The sequence below is a fragment of the Serratia ficaria genome (assembly GCF_900187015.1).
GTDB classification, from domain to species: Bacteria; Pseudomonadota; Gammaproteobacteria; order Enterobacterales; family Enterobacteriaceae; genus Serratia; species Serratia ficaria.
On the sequence record NZ_LT906479.1, the window covers coordinates 2,646,909 to 2,673,166 of the forward strand.

At 60.2% G+C, this 26,258-nt stretch carries 21 protein-coding genes; 7 read left to right on the forward strand and 14 right to left on the reverse strand.

Going from position 1 to position 26,258, the window contains the following annotated elements:
* Nucleotides 1–183 precede the first annotated feature (183 nt).
* The 3 genes from CKW09_RS12555 to CKW09_RS24730 all read left to right on the forward strand — a co-directional run bounded on the left by CKW09_RS12555 (nt 184) and on the right by CKW09_RS24730 (nt 3,495).
* On the forward strand, nt 184–2,235 hold the full coding sequence (locus CKW09_RS12555) for a TonB-dependent copper receptor (RefSeq protein WP_095097568.1): 2,052 nt from the start codon (nt 184–186) through the stop codon (nt 2,233–2,235).
* Nucleotides 2,236–2,338: 103 nt separating this feature from the next.
* The gene (yghX, locus tag CKW09_RS12560) at nt 2,339–3,226 is read left to right on the forward strand and encodes a YghX family hydrolase (RefSeq protein WP_061795281.1); all 888 of its coding nucleotides are present in this window, start codon (nt 2,339–2,341) and stop codon (nt 3,224–3,226) included.
* A gap of 107 nt (nt 3,227–3,333) precedes the next feature.
* Nucleotides 3,334–3,495 carry a hypothetical protein gene (locus CKW09_RS24730; protein WP_165283114.1) on the forward strand — a complete coding sequence of 54 codons (162 nt, stop codon included), beginning with the start codon at nt 3,334–3,336 and terminating at the stop codon, nt 3,493–3,495.
* A gap of 63 nt (nt 3,496–3,558) precedes the next feature.
* On the opposite strand, the gene CKW09_RS12565 is transcribed toward CKW09_RS24730, so the two are convergent.
* Together CKW09_RS12565 and CKW09_RS12570 are read right to left on the reverse strand one after the other, a co-directional pair.
* Nucleotides 3,559–5,883: a TonB-dependent receptor domain-containing protein gene (locus tag CKW09_RS12565; protein ID WP_095097571.1), complete on the reverse strand. Its 2,325-nt coding sequence runs from the start codon at nt 5,881–5,883 to the stop codon at nt 3,559–3,561.
* A gap of 346 nt (nt 5,884–6,229) precedes the next feature.
* Nucleotides 6,230–7,123, reverse strand: coding sequence for a LysR family transcriptional regulator (locus tag CKW09_RS12570; RefSeq protein WP_061795279.1), 894 nt, complete (start codon nt 7,121–7,123; stop codon nt 6,230–6,232).
* 84 nt (nt 7,124–7,207) lie between these two features.
* On the opposite strand from CKW09_RS12570, the gene CKW09_RS12575 reads away from it, so the two are divergent.
* On the forward strand, nt 7,208–7,984 hold the full coding sequence (locus CKW09_RS12575) for an NAD(P)H-dependent oxidoreductase (RefSeq protein WP_095097575.1): 777 nt from the start codon (nt 7,208–7,210) through the stop codon (nt 7,982–7,984).
* A 46-nt stretch (nt 7,985–8,030) separates the two neighbouring features.
* Here CKW09_RS12575 and CKW09_RS12580 read toward each other — a convergent pair whose 3' ends face one another.
* Nucleotides 8,031–8,585 (reverse strand): NAD(P)H-dependent oxidoreductase, encoded by a 555-nt coding sequence (locus CKW09_RS12580; protein WP_095097578.1) that lies wholly within the window; start codon nt 8,583–8,585, stop codon nt 8,031–8,033.
* 105 nt (nt 8,586–8,690) lie between these two features.
* On the opposite strand from CKW09_RS12580, the gene CKW09_RS12585 reads away from it, so the two are divergent.
* The gene (locus tag CKW09_RS12585; protein WP_061795276.1) at nt 8,691–9,056 is read left to right on the forward strand and encodes a winged helix-turn-helix transcriptional regulator; all 366 of its coding nucleotides are present in this window, start codon (nt 8,691–8,693) and stop codon (nt 9,054–9,056) included.
* On the opposite strand, the gene CKW09_RS12590 is transcribed toward CKW09_RS12585, so the two are convergent.
* From CKW09_RS12590 to CKW09_RS12600, 3 genes are all read right to left on the reverse strand, one after another.
* Nucleotides 9,040–9,990 carry a bifunctional helix-turn-helix transcriptional regulator/GNAT family N-acetyltransferase gene (locus CKW09_RS12590; RefSeq protein WP_061795275.1) on the reverse strand — a complete coding sequence of 317 codons (951 nt, stop codon included), beginning with the start codon at nt 9,988–9,990 and terminating at the stop codon, nt 9,040–9,042. The two genes, CKW09_RS12585 and CKW09_RS12590, sit on opposite strands and share 17 nt — an antisense overlap.
* Nucleotides 9,991–10,081: 91 nt before the next feature.
* Nucleotides 10,082–10,702, reverse strand: a complete 621-nt coding sequence (locus CKW09_RS12595; protein WP_061795274.1) for a helix-turn-helix transcriptional regulator — start codon at nt 10,700–10,702, stop codon at nt 10,082–10,084.
* A 109-nt stretch (nt 10,703–10,811) separates the two neighbouring features.
* The gene (locus tag CKW09_RS12600) at nt 10,812–12,260 is read right to left on the reverse strand and encodes an amino acid permease (RefSeq protein ID WP_061795273.1); all 1,449 of its coding nucleotides are present in this window, start codon (nt 12,258–12,260) and stop codon (nt 10,812–10,814) included.
* A gap of 631 nt (nt 12,261–12,891) precedes the next feature.
* On the opposite strand from CKW09_RS12600, the gene CKW09_RS12605 reads away from it, so the two are divergent.
* The gene (locus CKW09_RS12605; protein WP_095097580.1) at nt 12,892–14,166 is read left to right on the forward strand and encodes a Glu/Leu/Phe/Val family dehydrogenase; all 1,275 of its coding nucleotides are present in this window, start codon (nt 12,892–12,894) and stop codon (nt 14,164–14,166) included.
* A 53-nt stretch (nt 14,167–14,219) separates the two neighbouring features.
* Here CKW09_RS12605 and CKW09_RS12610 read toward each other — a convergent pair whose 3' ends face one another.
* On the reverse strand, nt 14,220–15,761 hold the full coding sequence (locus CKW09_RS12610) for a long-chain-fatty-acid--CoA ligase (RefSeq protein ID WP_095097583.1): 1,542 nt from the start codon (nt 15,759–15,761) through the stop codon (nt 14,220–14,222).
* Between the two features lie 134 nt (nt 15,762–15,895).
* Between CKW09_RS12610 and CKW09_RS12615 the strand changes: the two genes are divergently transcribed.
* Nucleotides 15,896–16,471, forward strand: coding sequence for a DJ-1/PfpI family protein (locus tag CKW09_RS12615; RefSeq protein WP_061795270.1), 576 nt, complete (start codon nt 15,896–15,898; stop codon nt 16,469–16,471).
* A gap of 45 nt (nt 16,472–16,516) precedes the next feature.
* Here the strand turns inward: CKW09_RS12615 and CKW09_RS12620 are convergent, their stop codons facing one another.
* The 7 genes from CKW09_RS12620 to CKW09_RS12655 form a co-directional block, all read right to left on the reverse strand.
* The gene (locus CKW09_RS12620) at nt 16,517–16,930 is read right to left on the reverse strand and encodes a hypothetical protein (protein ID WP_061795269.1); all 414 of its coding nucleotides are present in this window, start codon (nt 16,928–16,930) and stop codon (nt 16,517–16,519) included.
* Nucleotides 16,930–17,685 carry a CHAP domain-containing protein gene (locus CKW09_RS12625; protein WP_095097589.1) on the reverse strand — a complete coding sequence of 252 codons (756 nt, stop codon included), beginning with the start codon at nt 17,683–17,685 and terminating at the stop codon, nt 16,930–16,932. Before CKW09_RS12625 ends, CKW09_RS12620 begins: the two co-directional genes overlap by 1 nt.
* A 116-nt stretch (nt 17,686–17,801) precedes the next feature.
* Entirely contained in the window at nt 17,802–18,155 is a 354-nt protein-coding gene (locus CKW09_RS12630) for a DUF1493 family protein (protein WP_061795268.1), read from the reverse strand.
* Nucleotides 18,156–18,838: 683 nt separating this feature from the next.
* A complete protein-coding gene (locus CKW09_RS12640) occupies nt 18,839–20,293 on the reverse strand; it encodes an efflux transporter outer membrane subunit (protein WP_061795266.1) in 1,455 nt (484 codons plus the stop codon).
* 1 nt (nt 20,294) lies between these two features.
* Nucleotides 20,295–23,447, reverse strand: a complete 3,153-nt coding sequence (locus CKW09_RS12645; protein ID WP_095097592.1) for an efflux RND transporter permease subunit — start codon at nt 23,445–23,447, stop codon at nt 20,295–20,297.
* 1 nt (nt 23,448) lies between these two features.
* Nucleotides 23,449–24,591: an efflux RND transporter periplasmic adaptor subunit gene (locus CKW09_RS12650; protein ID WP_095097595.1), complete on the reverse strand. Its 1,143-nt coding sequence runs from the start codon at nt 24,589–24,591 to the stop codon at nt 23,449–23,451.
* Nucleotides 24,592–24,729: 138 nt separating this feature from the next.
* Complete coding sequence (locus tag CKW09_RS12655) at nt 24,730–26,244, reverse strand: MDR family MFS transporter (protein WP_095097598.1); 1,515 nt, start codon at nt 26,242–26,244, stop codon at nt 24,730–24,732.
* Nucleotides 26,245–26,258: the final 14 nt, after the last annotated feature.

A 26,258-nucleotide genomic window follows, 5' to 3' on the forward strand; every position in this document is an offset into this window, starting at 1 on the left:
GAAGGTTTCAACCGGGCCGATTTAATTCGCCTGAATAAAATAGCGTCGCACGCCCTATTCTTAAGGTTATTCCAGTCAGCGAATTGGATTGACCCCGTATTTACGGTGGCGTTTATCGCCAGGCCGCCCCGTGCCTGAATTATTTACCGCCGCCGACGGAAACCGTTTTTACATTAAGGAAAGATGATGTCCACACTCGCTGCAGATTATAAAAAGAACGCCGTAAGCCGCTCCATCGCCGCCGCCATGCCGCTATTTTTGTTGGCGGCCTTCCAGGGCCAGGCCGCTCAACCGCCTCGGCACGACGGCGCCGCCAAAACCAATGACGACGAGGTCATCACCGTCAGCGCGCCGCTCTACTCCCCGCTGACCATCGTCACCTCGCCGAAAACCCCGCGGCAGCCGGTGCCGGCCAGCGACGGCGCCGACTACCTGAAAACCGTCCCGGGATTTGCCCAGATCCGCAACGGCGGCACCAACGGCGATCCGGTGTTTCGCGGCATGTTCGGCTCCCGGTTGAAAATCCTCACCGACGGATCAGAGATGCTGGGCGCCTGTCCCGCCAGGATGGATGCGCCCACCTCCTACATTTCGCCGGAAAGCTACGACCTGCTGACCATCACCAAAGGGCCGCAAACGGTGCTGTGGGGGCCGGGATCTTCGGCCGGCACGGTGCGCTTCGAGCGTGAACGCCCGCGCTTCGATAAACCCGGCGTCAAGGCCAACGCCAGCGTGCTGACCGGCTCCAACGGCCGCTGGGACGAAAATATCGACGCCAGCCTCGGCGCCGAGCAAGGCTACCTGCGGCTGATGGCCAATAAATCGCGCTCCGACGACTACCGGGATGGCGATCACGCCCGGGTTCCCTCGCGCTGGGATAAATGGAACGGCGATCTGGCGCTGGGCTGGACGCCCGACAACGATACCCTGCTGGAGGTGACCATGGGCCGCGGCAACGGTGAAGCGCGTTATGCGGGCCGCAGCATGGACGGCTCGCAGTTCAAACGCGAAAGCCTGGGCATGCGCGTTGAGAAATCCAACCTCGGGCAGGTGTTCGACAAGCTGGAGGCGCAGGTCTATTACCACCATGCCAATCACATCATGGACAACACCAGCCTGCGCTCTCCGGGGCATGGCGGCATGAGCGGCCATCATGGCATGGGCATGGCTTCCGGCATGACGATGCAGCTGGATCGGCGCACCGTCGGCGGCCGCGTGATGGGCACCTGGCAATGGCAGGCGGTAAAACTGGAAAGCGGCGTGGATAGCCAAACCAATACCCATCGCAGCATGAGCCGCGGTGCCTGGCAAAAAGACGCCCAGTTCAACAACTACGGCGTCTTTGGCGAGCTGAGCTGGGCGGCCGGCGAACGGAGCAAAGTGATCGGCGGCGCGCGCCTCGATCGCAGCCTGGCGGAGAACTTCACCAACGGCAAGGACGCGGAGCGTTCCGATACCCTACCCGGCGGGTTTATGCGCGTCGAACATACCCTGGCGGCGCTGCCGCTGATGCTGTACGCGGGCGTCGGCTATACCGAGCGTTTCCCCGACTACTGGGAGCTGTTCTCGCCCACCTTTGGGCCGAACGGCAGCCGGGATCCGTTCTCCAGCGTCAAGAGCGAGAAAACCACCCAGCTGGACGTCGGCGCGCAATACAGCGGCAAGCGCCTTAATGGCTGGATCTCGGGCTATGTCGGCCGAGTCGAGGATTTTATTTTGTTCAAATACGATCCGCGCAACGCGCGCATCAGCCAGGCCGACAACGTGAACGCCAATATCATGGGCGCGGAGCTGGGCCTGGGTTATCAGTTGAGCGAACGCTGGAAAACCGACGCCAGCCTGGCCTATGCCTGGGGCAAAAATACCGCCGATGGCCGGCCGCTGCCGCAGATCCCGCCGCTGGAGGCGCGCCTGGGGCTGACCTACGAGCGCGGCGACTGGAGCGGCACCGGCCTGTGGCGGCTGGTCAGCAGCCAGCATCGCGTCGCGATCAACGAGGGCAACGTGGTGGGCAAAGACTTTGCCGCCAGCCCGGGCTTCGGCGTGCTGTCCGCGAACCTGGCTTATAAGGTGAACAAAAACGTCAAGCTGAGCACCGGTCTGGACAACATCCTGAACAAAACCTACAGCGAGCACCTGAATCTGGCGGGCAACAGCGCCTTCGGCTATTCGGCCAATACCTCGGTTAACGAACCGGGCCGCACCCTGTGGGCCAAGCTGAACGTCAGCTTCTGAGCGAAACCGGGCGAGGGTTCGCTCTCGCCCGGCCAGCAAAGGTTGCGCATATTTTCACCATCGGCTATCTATAGGGCTAACGCCAATCGCTGGAGAAGGCCCTATGTCTCGTCTTACCGCAAAAGATTTTCACCCGGAATTGCTCGAGTACTACGACTACTACGCGCATGGCAAAATCACCAAGCGTGAATTCCTCGAGCTGGCGGCCAAGTACGCCGTCGGCGGCCTGACGGCGATGGCGCTGCTCAGCCTGATCGGGCCAAACTACGCGCTGGCTCAGCAGGTTGAATTTACCGATCCGGATATTAAGGCGGAATATATTACCTACCCATCGCCTAACGGCCATGGTTCGGTGCGCGGTTATTGGGTCCGTCCGGCCAAGGCGGCCGGTAAAGTGGCGGCCGTGGTGGTGGTCCATGAAAATCGCGGCCTGAATCCTTATATCGAAGACGTCGCGCGGCGCGTGGCCAAGGCGGGCTATATCGCCCTGGCGCCCGACGGTTTGAGTTCGGTCGGCGGCTATCCGGGCAACGACGACCAAGGCCGCGAACTGCAGCAGCGGCTGGATCCCGCCAGGCTGATGAATGACTTTTTCGCCGCCGTGGAGTTCCTGATGCAGCATCCCCATACCACCGGCAAAGTGGGCATCACCGGCTTTTGCTATGGCGGCGGCGTGGCCAATGCCGCCGCCGTCGCCTATCCGGAGCTGGCGGCGGCGGTGCCGTTTTATGGCCGCCAACCGCGGGCCGACGAAGTGCCGCGCATCAGGGCGCCGCTGCTGCTTCACTATGCGGAACTGGATGCCCGCATCAATGAGGGATGGCCGGCCTACGAAGCGGCGCTCAAGGCGGGCGGCAAAAGGTATCAGGCCTATATGTACCCCGGCGTGAATCACGGCTTTCACAACGACTCCACCCCGCGCTATGACCGGGCGGCGGCCGATTTGGCCTGGCAACGCACGCTGGATTGGTTCCAGCGCTATCTCAGCTGAGCCGGCCGATATGCGATTAGGATCTTAAGATATGTTTTTTAAGTTTTTCCCATCCGGGCCGGCGGCGATTACTATCAGCCTCAGAGTAATTAATGACCGGAGGGAATATGCAAAGTATCCATCGTTTTTGGGCCCTGCTCAGCGACCTGCTGATCGAGAAGGCCGACGAGGTTGCCCCGCAGGCTGCCGAAAGCGCAGATTATGACGATGCGCTGCCGCCGCGAATTGAACGTTCCATCCAGCTGGCCGATCGCTTTCTGTTCATGTAATACCCCGCTTTCCCCCTATTCCGCAGAGATAAAAACCCGGCATTCCGCATGCCGGGCGGTTTATCAGAAATCGACGTTAACTCCCAACTGGAAGCTGCGGCCCGGCTGCGTGGCCAATTGCTTATTATAGGCATCCTGCTGGGTGACCTCGGTAAGCTGGCGGCTGCTCAGATAATCCCAATATTTGCGATCGGTCAGGTTATATACCCCGCCGCTCAGCTTCACATGGCGCGCCACTTGCCAATAGGCGCTCAGATCGACCAGCCCATAGCCCGGCACGCGCATATACTCGGCGCTGGGATCAGCCAGGCTGCCGCCGCTGTTGCTGTAGCTTTGGCGACTGGTGGCGCTGGCTTTCTTGCCCTTCTGGAAGGTTGAGGTAATCGCCGCGCCATAGCGCTGCGCCGGGTCGTCCCAGGCCAGCCCAATCACCGCTTTCATCGGCGCTACGCTGTCCAGATCGACATATTTGTCGCCGAGATAGCTGGATTTGGCTTTCCCTTCGCTGTAACCGAACGCCAGCGTGGCGCTCAGACCGTTGACCTGCGGGAACCAGGTGCCGAAGTTGACCTTGCTGCTGATTTCTCCGCCCCAGATATAGGCTTTGTCGCGGTTTTCCGCCTGATAGATGGTGTAGATATTGCTCGGCACGTTGGCGAACTGCTGCGGATTGGCCGCACGGGTATAGCGGGTGTTGGCGATGAAATTTTTGTAGCTGTTGTAGAACAGCGCGGTATGGATGCTGACCCCGGCGATCGCCTCTCCTTTCACCCCCCATTCCACGTTGTTGCTGGTCTCGGTTTTCAGATGGGTATTGCCGATCAGCGCATACTGCTGCGTGCCGGCGTAGCTGGAAGACAGGTTCCACGAGCCGTACAGCTGGCTGGCGTCCGGGAACTGCGCCCCGCGTTGGTATTGCAGATAGGTCATCAGCTTCGGCGTCAGGTTGTACATCAGGCTCAGCGCCGGCAGAACCTGCGTATCGCTGTTGGCGCTGCCGTACAGCTGGCTGACTTCCGAGGTGCTCAGTACGCCATCGGCCGAAGACAGGCTTGAGAGATTGCGCGCCTGGGTGTTCTGGTGCACAACCCGCACGCCCGGCGTCAGGGCCGCAGCATGGCCATCGAGATAGAAGTTGATCTGATCCTGCAGGAAACCGCCCAGCGCGTAGCTGCGGCTGTCGGCCTCGGGCTGCATGATCTCGTTATACGCGCTTTGCAGCGGATCCTGCGTGAAAGGCCGTTCGGTCCGGGACTGCTTGGCGTTAAGTCCCCAGCTCAGGTCGTGGCGCCCCAGGCTCTTCAGCATCCTGGTCTCAAATCCGTAGGTGCTGACGTTATAGTCCGACAGCACGCTGAGCCAACTGCTGCTGCTTTGCGGCATATAGGTATCGTCATGCGCCTCTGATTTCTGGTAATAGAGCCGGGTTTCCACCCGGTCGACCAGATCGCTGTACGGCGTCCACTCGTCCTTCAGGCTCAGGCTCCAGCGGCGGGTGTCGCTGGTTTGCCGGGCGGTGCCCAGGATGGCGCTGCCGGCCGAGTTCCAGGAATCAAAGCGGCTGTGGCTGGTCTTGTCGTAGAGATCGACCGTACCGGTCAGCAGGTGTTCATCGGTCGCCTGCCAGAGGCCGGAGGCCATGATGGCGGTCGAGTGCCAGTTCATCGGATAGGCGGCGCGGCTGTCGCTGTTGTTGCGGGTCTGCTGCCCATCGCGGCGGCTGACCACCAGCACCCCGCGCAGGTTTTGATCGCCCGCCGCCGCGGTAATGCCGTTGTGCCAGCTGCGGTTGGCGGAGTCATAGTCGCTCTGGTAGCCGAAATAGGTCGATTTTTCCGGCGTCAGGTACCGATCCGCCGACTTCGGCTGGAAGGAAACCGCCCCGCCGATCGCGCCGTTGGCCCGATCGACCGGGGTGGCGCCGGACTCTATGCCAACCTGGCCATACATATAAGGGTCTATATAATCGCGGCCGATGCCGAAGGTATCCAGCCCGGCGCGGCCCACATAGCTGCGGCCGGTGGCATTCGGCAGCGAAATGCCGTCGACCTCGATGCCGACGCGGTTGCTTTCCAGGCCGCGAATGTTATAGCCGGTGTAGCCGGCGCGATCGAAGCCGCTTTTCCCCGCCCCCGATCCGCTGCTGGAGCCGGTGGCGCCAATCAGCGGCTGGTAACGCATGAGGGTGCCGAAGTCATTGCCGCCGTGTTTTTGCATGTCTTCGCTGCCGATCACCGTAGCGGATCCGGGCTTCTGTACGATGGGCCGGCCGTAAACGGTGAGCTGTTCTTCCTGAGCGGTGCCGTCTTTGGTGTTTTTCCCAGCGGGATCGTCGGTGATGGCGGCATGGCTATTCAGCGATAGGCCGGCCAATATTCCGCTGAGCATAACCCCATTCAGTTTTAAGGTGTTTTTCTTATTGTTTCGCGCTGGCATAATAAACCCTTGGTGACTTCAATGTTTTATTATATTGCCCACGCATTGACTGCCAGTATTCTTTCCCTGCCGGTGACTTTTTATAAATCACTTATTTAAATATGGTTTTTACGCAAAAAAAATCAATCAAATACAATCAGCAATGGCATGGTTATCCATTACCGAAATATTATGTTCTCATATGAACGCAAGATTAACCGTAAAGAAAACGTCAAGGCGCCGTCGGTTTTATTTAAATCCCCGCGGCGCGTTGAACTTATCGAGCTTATTCTTCTCTGAAGGCGGCGAAAATAGTTTTTTACAGCGATCGCACAATGTGTTCCCGCAGCCACTGGTGGGCGGGATCGCGATGAGAGCGCTCATGCCACAGCATGGTCATCTCAAAACCCGGCACCGCCACCGGCGGTTCAACCACCTCCAGCGCCGGCTGATGACGCAGCAGCCGCTCCGGCAGCATGGCCACCAGCTCGGTATTCATCAGCACCGCAATCACGAACAGGAAGTGCGGCACGGAGAGCACCACGCGCCGCGTCAGCCCCAGTTCTTCCAGCGCCCGGTCGGTAATGCCGAAAAAACCGCCGCCGTCCGGCGACACCATCACCTGCTCAAGCTGGCAGAACTGAGCCGGCGTCAGCGTTTTTTGCAGTTTCGGATGGCCTGCGCGCCCCACCAGCACGTAGCGCTCGCTGAACAAGGTGCGCTGCCGCAGGTTAGGCGGCGCGCCTTCCCGGGTGTGAAACGCCAGGTCGATCTCGCCCCGCTCCGCCTGCTGGGCGATACGCGCCGGCGCAGTTTCGATTACCGCCAGCCGGGTGCCCGGCGCCGCCGTTCTCAACCCGTTCAGCGCCGGCAGCACGATGGTCGACTCCCCGTAGTCGAAGGCGGCGACGCGCCAGGTATTATTGGCCGCTGCGGGATCGAACGGCGTGCTCGGCGCCACCGCCAATTCAAGCGCCGCCAGCGCCTGGCGCAGCGGTTCGCGCAGCTGTTCCGCCCTGGCCGTCGGCCGCATGCCGCGCGGGCCCGGCAGCAGCAAGGGATCGCCGAAGATTTCCCGCAGCTTGGCCAGGTGAACGCTGACCGAAGGCTGGGAAAAGTTAAGCCGTTGCGCCGCCCGGGTAACGTTATGCTCGGCCAGCAAGGCGTCCAGCGTCACCAGCAGATTCAGATCCAGCCGTCTCAAATTACTCATGATAATACCTGGAATATTGGAAATTCATTTCCAATATACCTTATGGCTGCCTACCCTGCAGTTATCTTGCAACGGAGGTTTACCATGAATGTTTTGATCGTCTATGCCCATCCCGAGCCGCAGTCGCTGAATGGCTCACTGAAAAACTTTGCCGTCGCCCACCTGCAGCAGGCCGGCCATCAGGTGCAGGTTTCCGACCTGTACGCCATGCGCTGGAAAGCGGTGCTCGATGGCGACGACAGCCGTGACGGCCCGCACAGCGGGCGCTTCGATCCTGCCATGGATTCGCAGCGCGCCTATGCCGCCGGGCTGCAGAGTGAGGACATCGAACGCGAGCAGCAAAAGTTGCTGTGGGCCGATGCGGTTATCCTGCAGTTTCCGCTGTGGTGGTTTTCCATGCCGGCAATCCTGAAAGGCTGGGTCGAGCGCGTTTATGCTTACGGCTTTGCCTATGGCGTGGGCGAGCATTCCGATGCGCGCTGGGGCGATCGCTATGGCGAAGGTACCCTGGCGGGGAAACGGGCGATGCTGGTCGTCAGCACCGGCGGTTGGGAATCACACTACGCCGCACGCGGCATCAACGGCCCGATCGACGATATCCTGTTCCCGATCCAGCATGGCATTTTGCATTACCCGGGGTTCGACGTGCTGCCGCCGTTTGTCACTTATCGCACCGGCCGGGTTGACGAGGCTCGCTTCGGCGCCCTTTGCACGGCGCTGGGGCAGCGGCTTGATGCCCTGTGGCATGCCGCGCCTATCCCTTTCCGGCGGCAAAATGCGGGCGACTATCAGATCCCCCAGCTCACGCTGAAGGACGAAATCGCGCCGGAGCGCAGCGGCTTCAGCGCGCATCTGGCGTAAATTAGCCGCACTCCCGGTTCGCGGGGAGTGCGGCTATAAGAGACCGCTAGTTCAGTGCGGCCAGGAAGGTTCTGTAATCCACCGCGCTGCGTTCAAGCTCCTGCCGGTTCACCCCCTCAACCGCGCCGTCAGTGACGGATTCCGTGCCGTAAAACGCGAAAAACGAGGCGTATTTGGCCCGCACGTAGTGCGCGGTAAGCTCAAACGGCCGAAATATCTCTTCCAGGGGATATTTATAGCGCCCCTCCCGGGCATAGTCCTCTGCGCGAACGCCGGCCGTCACCGCCAGCGCGACATTTCTGTTTTGCATTTTATACCCGCTGTTTGCCCCGTAGGCCCAGCCATGGGTGAACACGTCATCCAGCCATTTCTTCAACAGCGGCGGGCTGCTGAACCAAAAGATCGGGAACTGCAGCACGATGTTGTCGTGCTGTTCTATCAGCCGCTGCTCCCTGGCCACGTCAATCCGCCAATCGGGATAAGCGCGATAAAGCTCATGCACGGTATAAAGCTCGGGATACTTTCGCAGCTCGTTCAGCCAGCGCCGGTTGATAACCGAGTTCTCGATATCCGGGTGAGCGACAACTACCAGCGTTTTCATTCGGGCATCTCCTTTCAATGAGTTCACCGACGCATCATATGTTATGCTTTCAAGATGTAAAATACGCACACTCACTATACATACTTACCTTAAGGAAAGTGTAAAATGAACGCTGAAGACGTTTGCAGCCCGACGGGCATTAACCTGGAGGAGACCGGCTACGGCTACACGCTGTCGGTGATCAACGGCAAATACAAGATGATCATCCTGTACTGGCTGGCGCTGTATAAGCCGGTGCTGCGGTTCAACGAGCTGCAGCGCTGTATCGGCACCATCTCTTACAAAACGCTGAGTTCAACCCTGAAAGAGCTGGAGAAAGACCGGCTGGTGATCAGAAAGGAGTATCCGCAGATCCCGCCCAAGGTGGAATACAGCCTGTCCGAGCGCGGGCGCTCGCTGATCCCGGTGATCGACATGATGTGCGACTGGGGCGAGCAACATCGGCCGCAAGCCGCTACGCCGCAGGGCTAAGGCGGCGGCGAACAAATAGCTGTTCCACCATTTGCCGCCCCCAGGCGGTGCCCGGCTGTTCGTCCGCCAGCTTGAACCCGGCGCTTTCATAGAGATGCCGCGCGGCGTCCAGCCCTTTGAAGGTCCACAGGTGGATTTCATCAAAGCGCCGTTGGTCGCAAAACTCGACCGCTTTGCCGAGCAGCTGCCGGCCGATGCCGCTGCCGCGCAGTGCGTCATCGAGAATAAAGGCGCGCAGATGGGCGCGATTGTTGCCCAGGCTTTCACCGTCAACCGAGATCGAGCCGAGAATGCGGCCGTCGCCGATCGCCGACCATGCCTGATTTTGCGGATGAGACAAACGGCCGGCGAGATCGGCGAGCATCGCCCCTACCTTGGCCTCGAAAAACACGCCAAACCCCACGCTGCGCGAGTAATACTGCATATGCATTTCCAGCGTTCTGGCCACCCAGCCGGGGCGATAACCGCTGACGATCTCCACCGCCGCCCTAACCTGTGCCTCTCCCGTCCGGCTGGCTCGCAGGGCCGCCACGTAGGCCTGTAGACCGCTGACGATGGCGGCGCCGTCGCCATGCCGTGTGTTCAATGCGCCGCGTACCTGCCGATCGGCAAAATGGTTGATGGCGGCCAGCGTCTCCCGCCCCTGTTCGCTGAGTGCCAGCAGCTTTTCACGCCCATCGCGCTCGCTAGGCTGCACGTCCAACAGCCCCGCCTTGCGCAATTTATTCAGCATGCGGCTGACGCTGGACTTCTCCAGATTAAGTGCGCCGCACAGCGCGGCGGCATGATTGGCGCGCCCTTCACCGATCTCTATCAACGCGTGCACCGCCGAGGGCGGCAAATCGGTGCCGGCGAGCGTATTGCCCATAAAGCCGAGCTCTCGCACCAGGCGGCGGCTGGCGTCACGGATGGGTAACAGGTAGGCGTCGGGCATGGGTTATTCCTTCACATGGTTGCACAATACAACCATATCAAAGCGCCGCGGCAAAACGCCATGTTTTTTTAGCCGGGCCGGTGAGCGAGTTTTAGTCCTGCTTCAGCTCGCGCAGATACTTGTACACCGTCGCGCGCCCCATCGACAGCACGTTGGCGATGTAATCCGCCGCGCTTTTGGCCTTGAACGCCCCTTCATGATACAGGTCTCTGACCAACAGCTTCTTTTGCTCGCGCGTCAGCGCACCCAGCGCGGCGCTCTCGCGGCGCAGCCACTCGTGCAGGAAGGTGTTGATCTTCTCCTGCCAGTCGTCCTTGAACAGCTGCTGCGGCTGCGGCTGCAGGCGCGTGACCGACAGGAACATGTCCAGCGCGTTTCTGGCGTCTTCAAAGGTGCCGGTGCTCAGGTTGATGCACAGCAGATAGCTGGGGTTGCCCTGCCCATCGCGGGCGGCGATGCTCACCGAGCGCATTTTCTTGCCGTCCCAGTTGAGCTTCTCATAGGGACCGGTCACTTTCGCGTCGGCGCCCAGTTCAAAGTCATCCAGCCCGGCGTCATCGCCCGGCTTGCGCTTCGACAGATTGTTGGCCAGATAGGCGACCTTGTTGGTGGCCAGATCGTGGATCACCACCTCGACGTTGGGGAAAAACAGGGCTGCGATGCCGTCGGCGACCGACCGCAAGAGTTCGAGTTGTGAGGGGGTGTTCGGCACGCTGCTGTATCTCCGTGTGGCGCTGTTTACTCTGCTGCTCAGGCGCTTAGCATACCTCAGTTGCGCGCGCTTGCCGAGCGGAGCGCGGCCTGGGCCGCGCTCCCAGGCATTATTCCGCCTCGGTGCTGAACACGTAGCCTTCGCGCGCCAGGCTGTCGCGCACCCGGAAGCGCCAGATCAGCCCCAGGGCGATAAACCACAGCGGCATGCTGCACAGGGCAATCAGCGTATCGCGATCAAACACCATCAGCACCAGCGTGAAGGCGAAGAACGCCAGCGTCAGCCAGGCCATCACCACCCCGCCCGGCATCTTGAAATGAGAGTCGGCATGCAGATCCGGGCGCTTTTTGCGGTAGACCAGGTAAGCCGCCAGGATCATGCCCCAACTGTAAACCACCAGGATCGCCGCCACGGTAGAAACGATGGTGAACAGCGTCATCACGTTCGGCATCAGGATCAGCAGCAAGGTGCCGGCCACCATGCAGAAACAGGAGAACAGCAGGCTGCGGATCGGTATGGCGGTGGTGCGCGACAGGATGCGGAACTGCCCGTGGGCGTGTTTTTCCATCGACAGGCTGTACAGCATGCGGGTGCTGGAATACACCCCGCTGTTGGCCGAAGACATCGCCGAGGTCAGCACCACGAAGTTGATCACCGCCGCGGCCGCCGGCAAGCCCGCCTGGTCGAACAGCATCACGAACGGGCTGCTGTCGGGAGAGATATGGCTCCATGAGGTGACGGCGATGATGGTCAGCATCGAGAACACGTAAAAGATGATAATGCGCGCCGGGATCACGTTAATCGCCTTGGGCAGTACCTTGTGCGGGTTTTTGGTTTCCGCCGACAGCGTGCCCAGCAACTCGATGCCGGTGCAGGAGAAGATGGCTATCTGGAAGCCGGCGAAGAAGCCGAGTATGCCGTGCGGCATGAAGATGGCGGGATCGGTGACGTTGCGCACCGAAGCGGTCACGCCGTGCGGCGAACGCCAGCCGCTGCACACCATCCAGACCCCGGTGGCGATCAGCGCGACAATCGCCACCACCTTGATCATCGCGAACCAGAACTCCGCTTCGCCGAACATCTTGACCGACAGCATATTGAACAGGCACAGCAGCCCGAGCGTCAGCAGCGCCGGCAGCCAGGGCGATACCTCGGGCAGCCAATATTGCACGTAGCCGCCGCACACCACCACGTCTGCGATGCAGGTCACCACCCAGCTCAGCCAGTAAGACCAGCCGAGGAAGAAACTGGCCTTCGGGCCCAGATATTCGGAAACGAAGTCGGCGAATGAGCGATAGTCGAGCCGGGTCAGCAGCAGCTCCCCCATCGCCCGCATCACCATAAACATGAAGAAGCCGACGATCAGGTAAGTGAGCACAATCGAGGTGCCGGACAGCGCGATGGTTTTGCCGGAGCCCATAAACAGCCCGGTGCCGATGGCGCCGCCGATGGAAATCAGCTGGATATGGCGTGAGCTCAGGCCGCGCTGCAATGTTTGGGCGCAGTCGTGCCCCTCGGCTGAACCTGAGTTCGGCCGATGCTGGTGATTTTTTGTCATGGTGTTACCTGTCCGTCGTTAAGGCGATTAAGCCACCGCCCCTTGCGGGGCGTGGGTGGCAGCAGGAGTGAAACGCCCTCGGGCGTTCTACCGGCAAAAAAGAAATTCAGACCAAACGATGCCCACCCTGTTGTTACAGAGAGGTGATAATTTTTGCGAACCACAAAACGGCTGTTCAAACTGCGATGTCGCCCACGTTTGGCATGCAAAGCATGAGCGTGGCGGGTAAGTACCTAACTATCAGTAAGTTGCAATTTCCCTTGTGCGATAAAAAAACGACGCCGGTGCCGTTTTAACATGAATTTAACTCTGGCGGCGCGAAACGGCATTGTCAACATGACGCTTAAATAAAATGAAACTTTTTGATCACATTCAAGCTTCTGAAAAATAGATTAAAACGGGTTTTATGCATATTTTATGCATAAAATATGCATGTCATCCGACGCTGTCGATAAAAAGTAATTAACTATTCATTTTCCGCCCTGCAGCCCGCCCCGCACGGCCTTCTGGCCCGATGAGCTGGGGGCTATCAAGCGGCATGATTAATGGTAAATTTAGCGTCGCAAAGTGTTATGCACTCGGTAATCCACGGTTAAACAAAATAAATACCTCTATATAAAAAAGGTTGGTTATGGAAAAGCTATCCTACGCTTCAGAAAGCAGCACAACGGCCTGGGCCACATATCTGCAACAAATCGACCGCGTCGCCCCGTACCTCGGCGACCTGTCGCGCTGGATCGACACCCTGCGTCATCCTAAGCGCGCTTTGATTGTTGATATCCCGCTGCAGATGGATGACGGCAGCATCCGCCATTTTGAAGGCTTCCGCGTTCAGCACAACCTGTCCCGCGGCCCGGGCAAAGGCGGCATCCGCTTCCACCCGGACGTCGACCTCGATGAAGTCATGGCGCTGTCCGCCTGGATGACCATCAAGTGTGCGGCGGTCAACCTGCCGTACGGCGGCGCCAAAGGCGGCATCCGCGTCGATCCTTTCAAACTGTCTGAAGGCGAACTGGAGCGACTGACCCGCCGCTACACCAGCGAAATCGGCTTTATCATCGGGCCGCAGAAAGACATTCCTGCGCCGGACGTCGGCACCAACGCCAAAGTGATGGCCTGGATGATGGATACCTACTCCATGAACCAGGGCACCACCATCACCGGCGTGGTGACCGGCAAACCTATCCACCTCGGCGGTTCTCTCGGCCGTGAAAAAGCCACCGGCCGCGGCGTATTCGTCACCGGCAGCGAAGTGGCCAAGCGGTTGGGCGTGCAGATTGAAGGCGCCAAGGTTGCGGTTCAGGGCTTCGGTAACGTGGGCAGCGAAGCGGCCCGCCTGTTCGTCGGCGTCGGCGCGCGCGTGGTGGCGATCCAGGACCACTCCGCCACCCTGTTCAACGTTAACGGCATCGACCTCAACGCGCTGACCGAATGGCAGACCAAGAACAAGCAGATCGCCGGTTTCCCTGGCGCCAGCGAGATCGAAAGCGAAGCTTTCTGGTCGGTTGACATGGATATCCTGATCCCGGCGGCGCTGGAAGGTCAGATCACCCGTCAGCGCGCCGAGATCCTCAGCGCCAAGCTGGTGCTGGAAGGCGCTAACGGCCCAACCTACCCGGATGCCGATGACATGTTGCGTTCACGCAACATCACCGTAGTACCGGACGTCATCTGCAACGCCGGCGGCGTAACGGTCAGTTACTTCGAGTGGGTGCAGGATATGGCCAGCTACTTCTGGAGCGAGTCCGAGATCAACGAGCGTATGGACAAGATCATGACCGACGCGATGGTCCACGTCTGGAACAAGGCCAAAGAGAAAGAGTGCAGCCTGCGCACCGCCGCTTACATCGTGGCCTGTGAGCGCATCCTGACCGCGCGTAAAGAACGCGGCATCTACCCGGGCTGATGCCCGGCTTCCCGGCTTGCCTTTGCAGGCCGGGATTTCTCCGCCCTTTCCCGCTAGCGCAGGCAGCGTTTCAACACCTTCCCGGTGCTGGTCATCGGCAAGCGTTCGACAAACTCCAGAATGCGCGGGTATTTATAGGCCGCCAGCCGCTCCTTGCACCAGGCGATCAGCTCATCTTCCGCAATGACGTCGTCCGCCGCCTTCAGCACCACCACCGCCTTGATCTCTTCGCCCAGCGCCGGATGCTCGACGCCGATCACCGCCACCAGCGACACCGCCGGATGCCGCATCAACACCTCTTCAATTTCACGCGGGTAGACGTTAAAACCGCCGCGAATGATCATGTCCTTGGCGCGGTCGACGATAAAATAGAAGCCGTCGGCGTCGCGGCGCCCCAGATCGCCGGTTCTGAACCACCCCTGGTTATCCAGCGCTTCCGCCGTTGCCTCCGGCCGGTTCAGATAGCCCTTCATGATGTTGTAGCCGCGCACCGCCAACTCGCCCACCTGGTCTACGCCGTCGATCGGCCGGCCGGTCACGTCCAGCAGGCGCACCTCCACGCCCCAAATCGGCTGACCTATCGAGCCGGCTTTGTTCTGGCGGCGAGGATGGTTGAAGGTGGCCACCGGGCTGGTTTCCGACAACCCGTACCCTTCGAGGATGTTGATGCCGAAGCGGCGGGAGAAATCTTCCAGGATCTTCACCGGCAGGCTGGCGCCGCCGGATACCGCCATGCGCAGCGTGCTGCGCAAGCGCGCCAGATCCACCTTGTCGTCCAGCGCGTTCAGCAGCGCCCAATACATGGTCGGCACGCCGGCGAAGAAGGTGACGCGGTGTTTTTGCATCAGCGCTATGGCCTGGGCGGCGTCAAAGCGCTCCATCAACACCAGCGTGGCGGCGCAGGCGAAGCCGGCGTTCATCTGCACGGTGGAGCCGAAGGTATGGAACAGCGGCAGCGTCACCAAATGGCGATCGGGATCCGTTTCCGATCCCTCGAACAGCCGCACCGAACCCAACGCATTGAGCGTCAGATTGGAATGGCTCAGCTCCGCGCCCTTGGCGCGCCCGGTGGTGCCGCTGGTGTAAAGCACCACTGCGGTGTCGGTCTCCGCCGTGACCGCCGAGCAAAACGAGGTGGGCTGCTCGGCGACCGCCCGGCTGAACCGCTCTCCCTCCAGCGGCAACCGATCGCCGATAATCAGAAAATCGCGACAATTTTCTGCGTCGTCAAAAGCGCGCCGCGCTTCGGCCGCCAGCGGCAACCCTTCGTTGCCCTCATGGCAAAAGAAGGCCACCGCAGCGGAATCCGCCAGGTAATATGCAAACTCGGCGCTTTTCAGCAGGGTGTTCAGCGGCACCACGGTGGCGCCGACTTTGAGAATGCCGTAATAGATGGCCGGAAACTCCGGCCGATTCGGGCAGGCCAGCGCCACCCTTTCACCGGGCCGAACGCCGCGCGCGGTCAACAAATTCGCCACCCGGTTGGCCAGCTCATTCAACGCCCGGTAGCTGAGCGGAATGTCGTCCTGCACCAGCGCGGAGCGGTCTGGCCAGGAACGCGCGCTCTCTTCAAGCAAGGTCGCCAAATTAAGCATCGGGGGATCCTCCCTAAAATGGGCGGCGGGTGAAAATGCCGCAGTATCACGAGTATAGAACGCGATTTGCGGTTCGCATTCCCCCCGTCGCTGGGCTATACCTTAGGCATCTTTATTCACGCGGGAGCGGCATGATGAGCAAGAAGAAGATCCTGATGCTGGTCGGCGATTACGCCGAAGATTACGAAACCATGGTGCCGTTTCAGGCGCTGCAGATGATTGGCCACCAGGTTGACGCGGTCTGCCCCGACAAGGCCAAGGGCGACTTTATCATGACAGCGATCCATGATTTTGACGGCGCCCAGACCTACAGCGAGAAGCCCGGCCACCGCTTTACTCTCAACGCCGATTTCTTCTCGGTGAAGGAAGCGGATTATGACGCCCTGCTGATCCCCGGCGGCCGAGCGCCCGAATATCTGCGGTTGAATGCGGAAGTGATCAAGCTGGTGCAGGCATTCGACGCCGCGCGCAAACCCATTGCCGCCGTTTGTCACGGCCCGCAGCTGCTGGCCGCCGCCGGGGTGTTGAAAGGCCGGACCTGCAGCGCCTACCCGGCCTGTGCGCCGGAGGTGCGGCTGAGCGGCGGGCACTATGCCGACATCGGCATCGATCAGGCGCACGTCGACGGCAACCTGGTGACCGCGCCGGCCTGGCCCGCACACCCGCAATGGCTGGCGAAATTCGCCGAAGTGCTGCAGCAGTATCGTTAGAGGGATAACGAGAATTCGGACCGCCTGGCCGACGGTCCAATTCAATTAGGGTTGTTCAACGGCAAGCTGTTTTTCCAATTCTCCCTTCATGACCAGCGGCCGATGGTTAATCTGAATCTCGGACAGTTTGTTTGAACCTTCATCCGCCGTATAGAAGAAACGGGGGCCATTGAAACCGATCTGTTTCACCAATCCATTGAGGTTATACAACGTCGACAGCGGTATCTTGCCACTCGCCAACACCGCGATGCGAATTTCATTCTTATCGCCAGGCTTGGCCTGCATCCATAGATTTAGCGCCTCACCCAGTTGATCAAAGTTCAGAGACCGGCCATCAACCCGGTACGCCACCCCCTCGATTTCCCCTGGCTGTGCTTCGATAACCATCGTGCGGCTGGCGCTGGCGAACAGAGGAAATAAAGCGAGGCACAGTCCGAGAACGTATTTCCTTAGCATCATTATGCTCCGATATATCTTCTATAACGCGTAGTAACTTCATTTTCGAACTGCCCCAGGATGGGATAAATCGCATCACTGTGAGCACTTATGTTGGTCAACGTACCGTTGATAACGACAACGAACCCGGTGTGGCCTGAATAACTTGCCCCCCCGGAGAGCGGATAGGCTGCAACGTCGCCTTTGGCCGGTTGTTCATCATCTGACAATACGCGCCAGTTAGAGATATGAGTGTTTTTGTTCGCCCATTCTGCAGCCAGCGGAGGTCGTCTGACTCCGGCAATTGTAACATATGCATCAAGGCCAGATTCCTTGATCACATCGTAGACAAACTTATTACATTTATTCGAATTAACAGGGAACTCATTTTTGGCAACATTATAAGCCCACTGAGTATTCCCGTTATAGCCAACGGCATTGATATTAATCAAATTTCTTTTTTGTACATTGCCTAATGTCCCCTCTTGAGTACCGAGGATCCTTCGGCCTTCCAACCTGTAAACCTGAGGTGCAATATTCAGCGTTCTCAATGTTCTTCCGTTTGGTGAAATCACACTGTCAGGTGACTTGATTTCCATGGAAAATTGAAAGACGCGTATCGCCCGATAAAGCTCCTCATCGGCAATCATGCCTATCGCGATTTGCGACAACCCTCGCACTCGAGCAAAATGCGCGTTCAGTTGTCGACGCACCGCCCTGACATCGTCAGGTTTATTCAGTCCTTTCAAACCCACGCTTGCTGTAATCGCTATGTTCATCAGCCGTTTCCTTTAGCTTAAGTGAACGTTACCTTACTGATATTTTTATAAGACGATCCTGATTTTGGTTGATTTGTGACGGTTGCCCGCCCCCGGCAAACGCCGTGCCCCGTTACTTACCTGAGTTGTTCAATCAGAAAATGAATGTCATACAGCCAGCGTTTGGCGCGCGCCGAACGCACCAGCATGGAAACGTACAGCGGCCGGCTGCGTTCATCGCCGAACGAAGGAGAAAACCAGCGGCTGCTGTCCGCCGGCTGAGGGAAATACAGTTGGTGGTTGTAATTGCTGCTGTCGATCTCGAAGGCGTCAAAATAGCGCCGCATCAGGGCGTTGGAGTCGCTGAAAGACAGGTTGAGCGCCTGATTGATCGCCGTTTCAGCGGTGATGATCACGCCCTTCTTAAGAAACCCCGGGGCGTTGAATTTGGCGATAAGCGAAATAATCTGCTGCTGGATATCTGCTGCCATTGCGACCTCGAACCTGTAACCTGAGTAGTGGTCCTCCTCAGACTCTGACGGCCAGGCTGAGTTCTGGCGATTTGGCGGGTTTTCCCTTTCTTTACGTTTTCATTACCCCTTCAGATCGTCAGGAGAGTGAAACTATGGTGAATTTAGCTAGTGGGGAACTTAACATCATTAGAGTTATCATCGCGCACAGGGAAGGTAGTATTGCGTCGGCGGGTAAAGCAGTCACTTTAACATGATATACACCATAGACACTTCATATCTATGGTGTATTCATAGAATTTATAGCTTAACGCTGTTGCTCGAACAGGTAGTACAACAACTTGTAAACAGTCAAAATTATCGAAATAGAGAACCAGATTGACACAATGAATTTTGAAAGATTTTCTGGCGCGGAATACAAATAGTCATTACTCACACCGGCGCCGGCCAACAAAAATGATGATAAGAACAGCCCTATAATAATTGCAACGATTTTGTACGTTTTTTTCATGACAATAATTATCCGTTTTCAAAAGTGTGGAATTCCCTTCCATTCGATATACATCATGGTAGAGCTAACCGCTGAATCCGTTTTTTCACTGCAACTGCTTTAGATATCTTGAAGTTCGGTTGTAACTCAAATCGTATTCATTCATCAACCCATATTAACAGGCGGGCCAGTCCATCGGCCCGCCTGTTTTCGGTTAACGGCTAAGGCTGGCCTGGGTGGCCGCCACGCCATCGCCCTGCCGTTCGGCGGCGATCCCGCCGCCCAACACCTTGTAAAGGGTGATCTGGTTGTCATAGGCGGTTTGCTGCGCGGCAATCAGCGACTGTTGCGCGGTATACAGCGTGCGCTGGGCGTCCAGCATGGTCAGGTAGCTGTCCACGCCGTGCCGATAGCGCAGCTCGGCCAGCCGATAATACTCCCGCGACGCCGCTACATAGCCGCTTTGCGCCGCCAGCTGTTCCTGAATGGTGCCCTTGCGCGCCAGCGCATCGGCGGTTTCCTGAAACGCCGTCTGCACCGCCTTTTCATAGGTGGCGACGTACAGATCCTTCTGCGCCTTGGTGTAGTTCAGCTGCGAGGTGTTGTACCCGCCGCTGAAGATCGGCAGGCTGATGCTCGGCGCAAACGACCAGACGCCGGCGCCGTGGCTGAACAGCGAAGACAGCTCGCTGCTGCCCACGCCGCCGCTGGCGGTCAGGCTGATGGTCGGGAAGAAGGCCGCGCGGGCCGAGCCGATATTGGCGTTGGCCGATTTCAGGTTATGTTCGGCCTCCAGCACGTCCGGCCGGTTAAGCAGCACGGCGGACGACAGCTGCGTCGGCAGATCCGTCATGATGCCCGACAGCGATTCGATCCCCGCGGGCAGCAGATTCTCCGGCACGCTTTGCCCCACCACCAGATCCAGCGCGTTTTTCGCCTGCGCGGCGCTGGTGGTGTAGCTGGCGACGTCCGAACGCGCCTGTTGGTAAACGGTATCCGCAGAGGCCACGTCGACCATCGACAAAATGCCGTTTTGCTGATTTTTGCGCGTTACCTCCAGCGACCGCTTGGCGCTGTCCATCGTCTGTCGGGCGGCCGCCAGATTGCTGCGTTCCGCCGCCACCGCCACCCAGTCGGTGACGATATCGGCGATCAGCGTCAGGCGGGTGCTTTTCGCCGCCTCGGAATCCGCCAAATAGGTTTCAAACGCCGCGCGCGACAGGCTGCCGTTCTTGCCGAACAGATCCAGCTCAAAGGCGCTGGTGCCGGCCGTGGCCTCATAGCTTTGGCTGATGGCGGTGGCGTTGCCGCTGCCGGTCAGCGCCCGCCCGCGGCTGCCGTCTGCGCCGGCGTTAATGGTCGGGAACAGCGCCGAACGCTGCTCGCCGTACAGCGCCCGCGCCGATTCGATGTTAGCGATCGCTTCCCGCAGATCGCGGCTGCTGTTCAGCCCCATCGCCACCACCTGCCGCAGTTGCGGATGCCGCACGTAATCGCGCCAGGCGACGTCCGGGTAGCTTAGCGACAGTTTGCCGTCCGGCGCGGCGTAAGCGGCGCCCTGCGGCAGCGCGGCCGGCACCGGCGCCGTCGGGCGCTGGTAGTCGGGATCCAGTGAAATGCAGCCCGCCAGCAACAGCGGGAGGGTCAGACTGATTAAACGTTGCAGCACATTATTCTCCTGCCTGCGGTTGGGAGCTTGCGGGCTGTTTGGCGGCGGGCTTGCGGGTAAACATGCGGCGCACCAGCACATAGAACAGCGGCACAAAGAAGATAGCCAACGCGGTGGCGGTTATCGTGCCGCCGATGATGCCGGTGCCGATGGCGATGCGGCTGTTGGCGCCGGCGCCGCTGGAGACCGCCAGCGGCAACACCCCGGCGGTAAACGCCAGCGAGGTCATCAGGATCGGCCGCAGACGCATGCGCGAAGCGTGGATCGCCGCGGCGATCGGCGTTTCACCGCGCTGATGCATCTCTTCGGCAAACTCGACGATCAGAATGGCGTTCTTCGCCGACAATCCGATGATGGTCAGCAGCGCCACCTGGAAGTAGATGTCGTTTTCCAGGCCGCGCAGGGTGATCGCCAGCAGCGATCCCACCACGCCCATCGGCACCACCAACATCACCGCGAACGGGATCGACCAGCTCTCATACAACGCCGCCAGGCACAGGAACACCACGATCAGCGAGATGGCGTACAGCGAAGCCGCCTGGCCGCTGGTCAACCGTTCCTGATAGGAAAGCCCGCTCCAGGAATAGCTGCTGTTGGCCGAAAACTTGGCCGCCAGCTTTTCGATCTCGGTCATCGCGGTGCCGGAGCTGGTGCCCGGCGCACCCTGGCCGGTGATCTCGAAGGACGACAGCCCGTTATAGCGCGACAGATTTTCCGGCCCGTAGATCCAGTGCGAGGAGGCAAAGGCCGAGAACGGCGTCATGCTGCTGGCGCCGGACGCGTTGGTGCCGCGCACGAACCACTTATCGAGATCTTCCGGTTTGGAACGAAACTCCACGTCGCCCTGCATATAGACTTTCTTCACCCGGTTGCGGTCAATAAAGTCATTGATGTAGGTGCTGCCGAACGAACTGCTGAGGGTGCTGTTGACGTCTGCGGCGCCCAGGCCGAGCGCCTGCAGTTTGTCGTTATCAATGTCCACCTGCAGCTGCGGCGTGTCCGGCAAGGTATTGGCCCGCACCGCAAGCAGCGCGGGATTTTTGCCGGCGGCGGCGATGATTTGATCGCGCATCGTCTGCAGTTCCGCCCGGGTGGTGGCCCCTTTGGCCTGCAGTTCGAAGGTAAAGCCGTCGGACTGGCCGAAGCCGTCGATCGCCGGCGGGCTCATGGAGAATACCTGTGCGTCGCGGATGCCGGCGAAGTGCGCCATGGCGCGCTTGGCGATGGCGTCGGCGGTATTTTCGCCGCCGCTGCGCTGGCTCCAGTCCTTGAGGCTGACGAAGGCCATGCCGGCGTTTTGTCCGCTGCCGCTGAAGCCGAAGCCGTTAATGGTGAAGATGGTGTTGACGTTGGCTTTTTCCTCGTTGAGGAAATAATCCTTCACCGCGTCGCTGACCGCCGAGGTGCGCGCGTTGGTGGCCCCGGCCGGCAGCGTGTACTGCACCATCACCACGCCCTGATCTTCGTTGGGCAGGAAGCCGGTCGGCAACCGCATATACATCACCGCGGCGGCGATCAACAGCAGCCCGTAAATCAGCAGATAACGCGTTGGGCGGTGGATCACCCGGCCGACCTTGTCGGCGTACTTCTCCTGCAGGCGATCATAGCCGCGGTTGAACCGGCCGAGCGGCCCCTTGTCGGTCAACGCCTCATGCGCCGGCTTCAGCAACGTGGCGCACAGCGCCGGCGCCAGGGTCAGCGCCAGCACCACCGACAGCACCATCGAGGAAACGATGGTGACCGAAAACTGACGGTAGATAACGCCGGTGGAGCCGCCGAAGAACGCCATCGGCAGAAACACCGCCGACAGCACCATGGCGATGCCGACCAGCGCGCCGGTGATCTCTTTCATCGACTTTTCGGTCGCCTCGCGCGGCGGCAGCCGCTCTTCGCGCATCACGCGCTCGACGTTCTCCACCACCACGATGGCGTCATCCACCAACAGGCCGATCGCCAGCACCATGCCGAACAGCGTCAGGGTGTTGATCGAATAACCGAAGGCGGCCAGCACGCCAAAAGTGCCGAGCAACACCACCGGCACCGTAATGGTCGGGATCAGCGTGGTGCGCAGGTTCTGCAGGAACACGAACATCACGATCACCACCAGCACCACCGCCTCGAACAACGTTTTCACCACCTCTTCGATCGAGATGTTGATAAAGTCGGTGCTGTCTTTCGGGTAGGCCACCTTGTAGCCGTTGGGCATCGAGGCCTGATATTCCGCCACCTTGGCCTTCACCAGCTTGGCGGTATTGAGCGCGTTGGCCCCGGCGGCCAGCTTGACCGCTATGCCCGAGGCCGGATGGCCGTTCAGCCGGGCGCTGGACGAGTAATCCTCGTTGCCCAGCTCAACCCGCGCCACGTCGCCCAGCCGCACCAGCGCCCCGCTGCTGTCGCTTTTCAGCACGATGTTGCGGAACTGCTCCGGCGTTTGCAGGCGCGACTGCGCCTTCACGGTGGCGGTCAGTTGCTGATCGGCGCCGGACGGCAAATCACCGACCTTGCCGGCGGACACCTGGGTGTTTTGCGCCTCGATCGCCGTCTCCACGTCGGAGGGCATCAGCGAATAAGACGCCAGCCTGGTGGGGTTCAGCCAGATGCGCATGGCGTATTCCGAACCGAACACCTGCACGTCGCCGACGCCCTCGATGCGCGACAGCGGATCCTGCAGGTTGCTCACCAGGTAATCGGAGATGTCGGCCATCGTCGCCTTGTCGGTTTCATCATACAGGCCGACGATCAGCAGAAAGCTGTTCTGGGATTTCTTGACCGTCACCCCTTGCGCGGTCACCTCGCTCGGCAGGCGGCTTTCCGCCTGCTGCACCTTGTTCTGCACCTGCACCTGGGCGATGTCCGGATCGGTGCCCTGATCGAAGGTGACCTTAATGCTCACCGAGCCGTCGGAGCTGCTGGTCGAAGAGAAATACAGCAGGCCATCCAGCCCGGTCAACTGCTGCTCAATCACCTGGGTGACGCTGTTTTCCAGCGTTTCGGCATCGGCGCCCGGATAGGTGGCGGCAATGGAAATCTGCGGCGGCGAAACGTCGGGATACTGCGAGATCGGCAGCGAGTTGATCGACATCAGGCCGCACAGCATGATGATGATGGCGATCACCCAGGCGAACACCGGCCGCCGGATAAAGAACTGCGCCATATTACTGCACCCCGCTCTGGGCGTTGCCGGTTTGCACTTCCACCGGTTTGACCGCCACGCCGGCGGCCACCTTGTTGGTGCCCTCGACGATCAGCCGATCGCCCTCTTTCAGCCCGCTGCCGATCAGCCAGCGGCTGCCGATCGTCCGTTCGGCGGTCACGGTGCGCTGCGCAACCTTGTTTTGCGCGTCCACCACCAGTGCGGTGGCTTCGCCCTTGGCGTTGCGCGTAATGCCCTGCTGCGGCGCCAGAATGGCCTGCGGATCGACGCCGTTGTCTACCTTGGCGTGCACGTACATGCCCGGCAGCAGTTCATGCTCCGGGTTGGGGAACACCGCACGCAACGTCACCGAGCCGGTGGATTCGTCGACCGACACCTCGGTCAGTTCCAGCCTGCCGTCGTGCCCATAGGGAGTGCCGTCCTCCAGCTTGATGGCCACCGGGGTCGATTCCGCATGCTGCAGCGACGCCTGCTGGCGCCGCAGCTTAAGCAACTGCGCGCTGGACTGGGTCAGATCGACGTAAATCGGATCCAGCGCGCGAATGGTGGCCAGCGCGTCGGTCTGGCTGGCGGTCACCAGCGCGCCCGGCGTCACCGAAGAAATGCCGATGCGGCCGGAGATCGGCGCGCGCACCCGGGTGTATTCGAGGTTGATGCGCGCCGACTCGAGCGCCGCCTGATACTGCGCCACCGAGGCCGTCGCCTCCAGGTAGCTGGCCTGCGCGTCGTCCGCATCCTGCCTGGATACGCCATTCTCCTTGACCAGCGCCGCGTAGCGTTGCGCCTTCAGGCGCGCGGATTTCACCGTCGCCTGGGCGTTTTTCAACTGGGCGGCGGCCTGATCGTAGCTGGCCTGATAGGTGGCGGGATCGATTTGATACAGCACCTGGCCGGCCTTAACCTCGGCGCCTTCGGTAAACAACCGCCGTTTGATGATGCCGTCAACCTGCGGCCGCACGTCGGAAGTCATGGTGGCGTTAACCCGGCCGGTCAGTTCGCTGCTCAGGGTCACCGGCTGACCGTGAAGCGTGACCACCCCCACTTCCTGCTCGCCGCCCGCTCCCGCAGGCGCGCCGCCGCTTTGCCCATCGCAGGCGGCCAGCAATAATGACAGGCTGACAAGAAAAATCGTTTTTCTCTGCATTGACTATCTATCCTATTGAGAATGACTATTCTCAATATATCGAATGCGGCGTTTTTAGTCTGAAAGGATTGCGTAAGGATCCCGTAAAAGTCGGTCGCAGCGCATGAGAAACGCCGGCGCGAACGGCCGGCGTACGGGTTACCTGTGCCGCAGCGGCACGTCTTTCAGCAGCCAGGTGAGCGCGAAGGCCAGCGCCATCACCCCGGCGGCGATTTGATACACCGCGTGGATCGCCCCGCCGAACGCCAGCAGGTAATCCTGCTGCAGCGCCGCCGGCAGGCGATGCACCGCCTCGGCGCCCAGAGAACGCGGCAACGGCGTGCCCTCCGGCAGCAGCGCGCTCAGGCGGCCGTGCAGCGCGTGGGTGAAGATGGCGCCGAATACCGCCACGCCGATCGAACCGCCGATCGAACGGAACAGCGTGGCGCTGGAGGTGGCGACCCCCATGTGCTGCGGATCCACGCTGTTTTGCGCCGCCAGGATCATCACCTGCATCACCATGCCGAGACCCAGCCCCAGCAAGCAGATGTAGAGATACAGCAGGTGCAGCGGGGTGTCGTTGGTCAGGGTGCCGAGCAGCGTCATCGCCGCCAGCGCGCACAGCGTGCCGAGGATCGGAAACAGCCGGTATTTGCCGCGCTTGCTGATCATCCGGCCGCTGATTATCGAACTGACCATGATGCCCCCCATCAGCGGCAGCAGCTGCATCCCGGCCTCGGACGGCGTGGAATCTTTCACCACCTGCAGATACAGCGGCAGGAAGGTCACCGATCCGAACAGCGACATGCCGACGATAAAACCGATCAGGCCGCACAGCACAAAGGTGCGGTTGCGAAACAGCCCAAGCGGAATGATCGGTTCGCTGGCCAGCCGCTCTTCGTAGATAAACCCGCCCAGCGACACCAGACCGAAGGCCAGAATGCACCACAGTTGACCGTCCGACCAGGCCATCACCGTGCCGCCCTGGCTGGTGAACAGGATGATGCAGGTCAGCGCCGCCGCCAGATAGCCGGCGCCGAGGAAGTCGATTTCATGCCGTACCCGGTTGACCCGCGACTGGAACACCGCACCGATCACCAGCAGCGCAAAGATCCCCAGCGGCAGGTTGATGTAAAAGATCCAGCGCCAGGAGAAATGCTGCACCAGCAGGCCGCCGATCAGCGGCCCCACCACCGTGGCCAGGCCGAAGACCCCGCCGAACAGCCCCTGATAGCGGCCGCGCTCCGCCGGCGGGATCACGTCGCCGACCACCGCCATGGTGACTACCAACAGCCCGCCGCCGCCCAACCCCTGCAGCGCGCGCATCAGGATCAGTTGCGTCATGTTTTGCGCCAGCCCGCACAGCACCGACCCCAGCAGAAACACCACAATGGCGACCTGCAGCACGATCTTGCGGCCGAACAAATCGCCGAATTTGCCGTACAGCGGCACCACGATGGTAGACGCCAGCAGATAGGCGGTGACCACCCACGACAGTTTCTCCAGCCCGCCGAACTCGCCGACGATGGTCGGCAATGCGGTAGAGACGATAGTCTGATCGAGAGCCGCCAACAGCATCACCAGCAACAGCGCAGAGAACAGCAAACGGATCGAGGGCGCCTTGTCAGACGCCCCGCCGTTATCTTGGTGGCTTGCCACGTTTTCAATCCCCATCAGAGTTTGCCCGC

What these genes read in the sequence shown, in the direction of transcription:
- CKW09_RS12555 (WP_095097568.1), top strand. Translation starts at nt 184, where the DNA reads ATGATGTCCACACTCGCTGCAGATTATAAAAAGAACGCCGTAAGCCGC.
- yghX (WP_061795281.1), top strand. Translation starts at nt 2,339, where the DNA reads ATGTCTCGTCTTACCGCAAAAGATTTTCACCCGGAATTGCTCGAGTAC.
- CKW09_RS24730 (WP_165283114.1), top strand. Translation starts at nt 3,334, where the DNA reads ATGCAAAGTATCCATCGTTTTTGGGCCCTGCTCAGCGACCTGCTGATC.
- CKW09_RS12565 (WP_095097571.1), bottom strand. Translation starts at nt 5,883, where the DNA reads ATGCTCAGCGGAATATTGGCCGGCCTATCGCTGAATAGCCATGCCGCC.
- CKW09_RS12570 (WP_061795279.1), bottom strand. Translation starts at nt 7,123, where the DNA reads ATGAGTAATTTGAGACGGCTGGATCTGAATCTGCTGGTGACGCTGGAC.
- CKW09_RS12575 (WP_095097575.1), top strand. Translation starts at nt 7,208, where the DNA reads ATGAATGTTTTGATCGTCTATGCCCATCCCGAGCCGCAGTCGCTGAAT.
- CKW09_RS12580 (WP_095097578.1), bottom strand. Translation starts at nt 8,585, where the DNA reads ATGAAAACGCTGGTAGTTGTCGCTCACCCGGATATCGAGAACTCGGTT.
- CKW09_RS12585 (WP_061795276.1), top strand. Translation starts at nt 8,691, where the DNA reads ATGAACGCTGAAGACGTTTGCAGCCCGACGGGCATTAACCTGGAGGAG.
- CKW09_RS12590 (WP_061795275.1), bottom strand. Translation starts at nt 9,990, where the DNA reads ATGCCCGACGCCTACCTGTTACCCATCCGTGACGCCAGCCGCCGCCTG.
- CKW09_RS12600 (WP_061795273.1), bottom strand. Translation starts at nt 12,260, where the DNA reads ATGACAAAAAATCACCAGCATCGGCCGAACTCAGGTTCAGCCGAGGGG.
- CKW09_RS12605 (WP_095097580.1), top strand. Translation starts at nt 12,892, where the DNA reads ATGGAAAAGCTATCCTACGCTTCAGAAAGCAGCACAACGGCCTGGGCC.
- CKW09_RS12610 (WP_095097583.1), bottom strand. Translation starts at nt 15,761, where the DNA reads ATGCTTAATTTGGCGACCTTGCTTGAAGAGAGCGCGCGTTCCTGGCCA.
- CKW09_RS12615 (WP_061795270.1), top strand. Translation starts at nt 15,896, where the DNA reads ATGAGCAAGAAGAAGATCCTGATGCTGGTCGGCGATTACGCCGAAGAT.
- CKW09_RS12620 (WP_061795269.1), bottom strand. Translation starts at nt 16,930, where the DNA reads ATGATGCTAAGGAAATACGTTCTCGGACTGTGCCTCGCTTTATTTCCT.
- CKW09_RS12625 (WP_095097589.1), bottom strand. Translation starts at nt 17,685, where the DNA reads ATGAACATAGCGATTACAGCAAGCGTGGGTTTGAAAGGACTGAATAAA.
- CKW09_RS12630 (WP_061795268.1), bottom strand. Translation starts at nt 18,155, where the DNA reads ATGGCAGCAGATATCCAGCAGCAGATTATTTCGCTTATCGCCAAATTC.
- CKW09_RS12645 (WP_095097592.1), bottom strand. Translation starts at nt 23,447, where the DNA reads ATGGCGCAGTTCTTTATCCGGCGGCCGGTGTTCGCCTGGGTGATCGCC.
- CKW09_RS12650 (WP_095097595.1), bottom strand. Translation starts at nt 24,591, where the DNA reads ATGCAGAGAAAAACGATTTTTCTTGTCAGCCTGTCATTATTGCTGGCC.
- CKW09_RS12655 (WP_095097598.1), bottom strand. Translation starts at nt 26,244, where the DNA reads ATGGGGATTGAAAACGTGGCAAGCCACCAAGATAACGGCGGGGCGTCT.